Source organism: Protofrankia sp. Cr1 (assembly GCF_963555865.1).
GTDB lineage: Bacteria > Actinomycetota > Actinomycetes > Frankiales > Frankiaceae > Protofrankia.
Genome location: NZ_CAUVXO010000363.1, coordinates 1 through 5,311 on the forward strand (window position 1 = coordinate 1; position 5,311 = coordinate 5,311).

The 5,311-nt window shown below is 63.8% G+C and carries 4 protein-coding genes; 3 read left to right on the forward strand and 1 reads right to left on the reverse strand.

Annotated features, from left to right (window positions below):
• Positions 1 to 143, reverse strand: a 143-nt coding sequence (locus tag U9980_RS21355) for a type I-E CRISPR-associated endoribonuclease Cas2 (RefSeq protein ID WP_322769553.1), incomplete at its 3' end; no start/stop codon positions are given.
• 278 nt (positions 144 to 421) lie between these two features.
• Here U9980_RS21355 and cas3 point away from each other — a divergent pair.
• The 3 genes from cas3 to casA form a co-directional block, all read left to right on the forward strand.
• Complete coding sequence (cas3, locus tag U9980_RS21360) at positions 422 to 3,451, forward strand: CRISPR-associated helicase Cas3' (protein WP_322769551.1); 3,030 nt, start codon at positions 422 to 424, stop codon at positions 3,449 to 3,451.
• A gap of 263 nt (positions 3,452 to 3,714) precedes the next feature.
• Entirely contained in the window at positions 3,715 to 3,996 is a 282-nt protein-coding gene (locus U9980_RS28690; RefSeq protein WP_416210347.1) for a transposase, read from the forward strand.
• A gap of 263 nt (positions 3,997 to 4,259) precedes the next feature.
• On the forward strand, positions 4,260 to 5,311 hold a 1,052-nt coding region (gene casA, locus U9980_RS21365), incomplete at its 3' end, for a type I-E CRISPR-associated protein Cse1/CasA (protein ID WP_322769552.1).

Genomic DNA, 5,311 nt, shown 5'->3' on the forward strand with positions numbered 1-5,311 from the left:
GGACGCCAGCGGTCCCGACCAGCGGTACGGACAGCCCAGCCCTGCTCGTTGGCAGCGGGCTCGACAAGGACCACCTGCCCGTCACCGATACGACTAGCGAGCAGCTCCCAGAGGCGGTCCCGGACACGCCGACTGGGGCACAAGCTTCACTGATGCCCCGCTTGATTCGTGGACGCGGACAGCAGGGGCGACCGGAATGTCCGATATTGGTAGTGGCCGAATTGAGGCGCTTGCAGGCCAGGGGCATGGGGATGATCCGATTGCTGTCGTGGTGGCGTCCTATCAGGGGGTGCCAGATCCTGTTCGCGATTGTCTGCCAACTGTCTCTGGGTGGTCCTGTCCGGCTACCTGGTGACTGGAACAGGGAGACGCGTCATGGGCTGGTCGCAGGTTGTCGGTGGCGGTCGCTATGGTGCGGCTGGTGTCGACACGGGAGCGCATTATGGTGGAAGGGCATCTGACGTCAGGGTTCGAACCGGAGGTGGCCCGGTATCTGGGCGTGCTGTGGGGGAAGTCGAAGGAGAGGGCCGGCGGCCAGACGAATCTTCTTCTGTCGCATCTGCTCGATACCGCCGCCGTGGCAGAACAGATTTGGGACCATTTCCTGGCGCCCTCCACTCGGACGCTGGTGGGGGAAATCGCAGGCGGTCCGGAACGGGGGAGACGGTTCTTCGCGTGGCTGTGCGGTGTGCACGACTGCGGGAAGGCGACACCGGTACATCAGCGGCTGTGGTCTGAGGGTGGACGCGCCGTCCAGCAGGCCGGGCTGACCTGGCATGAGCCGACAACGGCGAAGAGTAAGTGGCGGCACGACAAGGCCGGGGGCAACCTCGTGCGCCGGTTGCTTTCGGATGCCGGTTGGCCGCCGGAACACGTGGACTGGATCTGGCCGTTGGTAGCCGGTCATCACGGTGTGTTCCCGTCCGATGGTCAACTTCAGGAGCAGAGAAAGTGCAAGGGCCAGTTAATGGGAACGGGCCGGTGGCCTGAGGTTCAGAGAGCGGTGCTGGAGGTGTTCACCCGCGAACTGGGCTTCGCGGACCTGGTGGCGGTAAAGCCGGTTCGTGTGCCGTCGCGGGCAGCTCAGCTGCACCTGAGTGGTCTCGTGGTGATGGCTGACTGGATCGCCAGCGATGAGGATCATTTCAAGGGTGAGGATGATCTGGGGAAAGTCTGCCTGGCTTCGGCTCGTCGCCGTGCAGAGGCGGCATGGAAGGCGCTTGCCCTACGTCGGGGCTGGGGATCCGTGTCGGTACCCGGACCGGAATTTTTTCAGGATCGGTTCGGCCATCCTCCGCGGGCCTCACAGGTGATGGTGGTGGAGGCCGCGCGGCGGATGGAGGGTCCCGGCTTGTTGGTGGTCGAGGCCCCGATGGGTGAGGGTAAGACGAAGACGGCGCTGGCGGCGGCGGAGGTGCTTGCGGCGCGCTTCGGAGCTGACGGAATCTTTGTTGGAATGCCGACGCAGGCAACAAGTGACCCGATGTTCAGCGAAGTGCGTGCGTGGTTGTCGACGATCGATGCCGATCTGGCTGCCCAGGTTGCATTGCTTCATGGTAAACGAATGTTCAACAAAGAGTGGAAGGCGCTTCTGGAGGCGGCTGGACCCGATCCGGACCGTCGATTCGGCAGCGTGGACGAGTGCGGAATGTGTATTGATGACGACCCGTTCGGCCGTGATGCCGCGACCTTCGGTGCAGAGGCTGCGTGGGACACCGTGCTGCCGGAACGGCAGGCGCCTGCTCAGTGGTTCCTGGGGGCCAAGAGAGGGCTCCTGTGCCCCTTTGTTGTGGGGACAATCGACCAGCTTTTGTTCGCGGCGACCCGGACCAAGCATGTGATGCTGCGGATGGCCGGCCTTGCGGGCAAAGTGGTGGTGCTGGACGAAGTGCACGCTGCGGACGTCTATATGTCGCAGTTCCTCAAGGAGGGGCTGCGCTGGCTGGGGCAGGCCCGGGTTCCGGTGATTCTGTTGTCTGCGACGCTGGCGCCCGGCCAACGCCGCGAGCTGATCGAGGCGTACCTGGCGGGGGCAGTATCCCAAGAAGAGTACCGGATCGAAGGGGCACCTGAGCCCCAGGGTTACCCCTGCCTCACAGCCGCCTGGCTCGATCCGGATGGGGCGACGCCACGGTTTCTGCTCGACAGCACCCCTACCTGGCGTTCGGACCTCCCGGTCCGGGTGGAAGTCTTGCCAGAGAAGATCCTTGGTAGGCGGGCGGCGCGGGAAGAGAAGATCGACGCGCAGGATGCCGCCGACCGCGCGGTCGCCGATCTCCTTGAAGATCGGTTGATCGAGGGCGGATGTGCGCTGGTGATCCGCAACACGGTCGCGCGTGCACAGTCGGCATACGTCGTTTTACGGGAACGCTTCGGCGGCGACGTGCGGCTGCTGCACGCACAACTGACTGTCCAGGATCGTGCGGACCGCACACGGCAGTGCCTGGATCTTCTGGGTCCGGAGCGGGAGCCGGAGTCCAACCGGAAACCCGGAGCGACCCGGTCGTCTCGCCCCTCGCGACTTGTACTTGTGGCCACCCAATTAGCAGAACAGTCTTTTGACGTTGATGTGGATCTGTTGATTTCCGATCTGACCACCATCGATCTGCTCTTGCAGCGGATCGGTCGTCTCCATCGCCATTCGGGAGTGAAGCGCCCAGTTCCGGTTCACCTCCCGCGGGTGGTCGTGACCGGTTTCAGCCCCGGCGACGGAGAGGCACCGTCGATCCTCTCCGCCAGTGAGAAGATCTATGGCCGGTATCTGCTGCTGCGCTCGGCCGCGGAGGTGTTGAGTGCGGTCGGGGCGTCGCGGGAGATATCCGGTGCTGGGGGCGTCGGCGGTAAATGGTCCATCCCAAGCCAGGTGCCCGAACTGGTTCGTCGGGTGTATGACGATCAGGAGGATGTGGTCCCATCCGCGTGGGCTGAGGCCGAGGAATCCGCGAGACAGGAGTGGGCGGCGGGGGAGCGGGTCCGTGCCGATCATGCGTCCGCGTACCTGCTGACCAGGCTCGGTGAACATGAGAACAGCACCTTGGCTGGCCTGCACTTTGCTGGTGCCTCCGCGGGTAGTGGCGAGAACTCGCTTGAAGCCGTGGTGCGGGATGGACCACGTTCCGTAGAAGTAATCCTGGTTGTTTGGGATGGGGGGATCTACCGGACGTTGGCCGGACGGCCTCTGACAGCCAACGGGGACGTGGCCCACGATCTGCTGGATGAGGTGCTCGGGTCCACAGTTCGACTTCCGGTGAATTTCACGGATCCCGCATTGAACGAGCTGCGTCCACTCCCGGCATGGCACGGGCACCCGTGGTTGCGATACAGCCTTGCCCTGGTCCTGGACGAAGCGCACCGTACGGTGCTTGACGGCCAGATGTTGCGCTATGACGGCGACCGTGGCCTGGTTCAGGAAGTCGTGGCGGCGAGCGGTCCCGCGCGTCGCCCTGGTTGAGGCTGTCGGGTTCGCATGGCGGGGTGAGCGTCATGCGAACCCGACAGATCCCCGCGTTCGCGGGGCCGACTCGGCACCCTGATGCCGTACCAGACACAGACACGGGCCATCCCCGCCGGTGGCGCCCTAGATCATGGACCACCTGTGGCGGGGCCTAGGGCCATCTTCGCACTCGTACCAGGGACCCGGTGAGGGTCCGGCTGGCTTGCAGGGGTACGCTCTAGACAGAGACAGTTACCCGATGAAAAGATCAGGGCGTGGCCGTGCCCAGCAAGTACCCGAACGAGGTGCGTCAGCGCGCTGTCCGCCTCGTATGGAAGATCCGCGAGGAGCAGCCGACCGAAGCCCGCTATTCGATCACTACCGTTGCACAGCGGTTGGGTATCCACCCGGCGTCACTGCGAGTGTGGATCAACCATGCTGAGACCGCGGAGCGGATCCAAGACTTGGAACGGCAAACCGCTGAGCTGCTCTGGGCAAACGAAATCCTGAAAGGAGCGTCAACTTTTTTGGTACACCAGCTCTCCCCGCGACCGTCAAGATAGTTCGGCGTTGGCGGGATCAATAATAATTCGGTTGATGCCACCGCCACCGTATCCGCAAGGCCAGGAGCGTTATTCGGAACTCGGGTCTAACCGGCGTCGGCGCAGGCCTGCGCCGGTTCGACTCCTCCAATCAAGGGTTCTGAATGATGTTCCAGGGTTATTTGGTCGGTTGTCGTTCGCTATATTTGCACCGAGAGGATCAATGGTGACCTGTAGAAGCTATAGCGGTAGTCTGGCCAGGCAAACCTACGATGGAGATCAATTTGTTATTCAATCTTATTGATCAGCCCTGGCTGGTCGCACGCCCGGTGGGTGGGGGGCGGGTGGCCGAGTACTCGCTGAGACAGGTGCTGATGGAGGCGGAGAACTTCGAGGATCTGGTGGTGGACGCGCCCACGCAGAAACCGGCCATCCTGCGGCACCTCCTGCTGCCGATCGTTCTGCATGCGCTCGGTAGGGTGCCGGACAACCGCGCATGGGCGAGGCTCTTTCATGCTGGCGCGTTCAGCCCGGAGCAGCGCGAGACGCTCAACGGCTATCTCGACGCGTACCGCGACCTGTTCGACCTCTTCCATCCCACGGACCCGTTCGCACAGGTGGCGGACCTGCATACGACGAAGGACGAGACCAAGGGTGCGGCTTTGCTGGTGGCTACCGAAGCGACGGGGAACAATGTACCCTTGTTTGCCTGCCGCTCCGAGGGAGATTCGCTGGAGCTGACTCCCGCTCAGGCGGCACGCTGGCTGCTGCACACCCACTGCTGGGACACGGCCGCCATCAAGACCGGGGTTGTGGGGGACAGCCAGGCCAAGGCCGGCAAGACCACCGGTAATCCGACCGGGCCGCTTGGCCAGTTCGGTGTAGTACTGCCCGTCGGGAGGACTCTCTACGAGACCATTCTGCTCAACCTGCCCAGTGGCGGTGCCCAGCTTTCCAACGACCTGCCCCAATGGCTGCGGAGATCCCGGGACGGCCGGGTAGAGGAGACCCTGTCCGTCGCACTGCCGGATTGGCAGGAACGGACGGCCAAGGGGCTGCTTGACCTGTGGACGTGGCAGTCCCGACGCATCCGGCTGATTCCACAGGAAACCCCGGTGGGGATACGTGTAACCCGTGTGATCGTGGCCGCCGGAGACCGCCTAAGTCAGACACCGGATTTCGAACCACACACCACCTGGACGCTGGAGTCAGCAGGTGGTACCCGAGGCGGCAGAAGCGCCAGCTCGAGAAAGACCGGAAAGCCCGCGAAACAGAGCGCAGCCCTGCCAAGACGCCCGCGCCGCCATCAGCCGGGCAAGGCTGCGTGGCGTGGGTT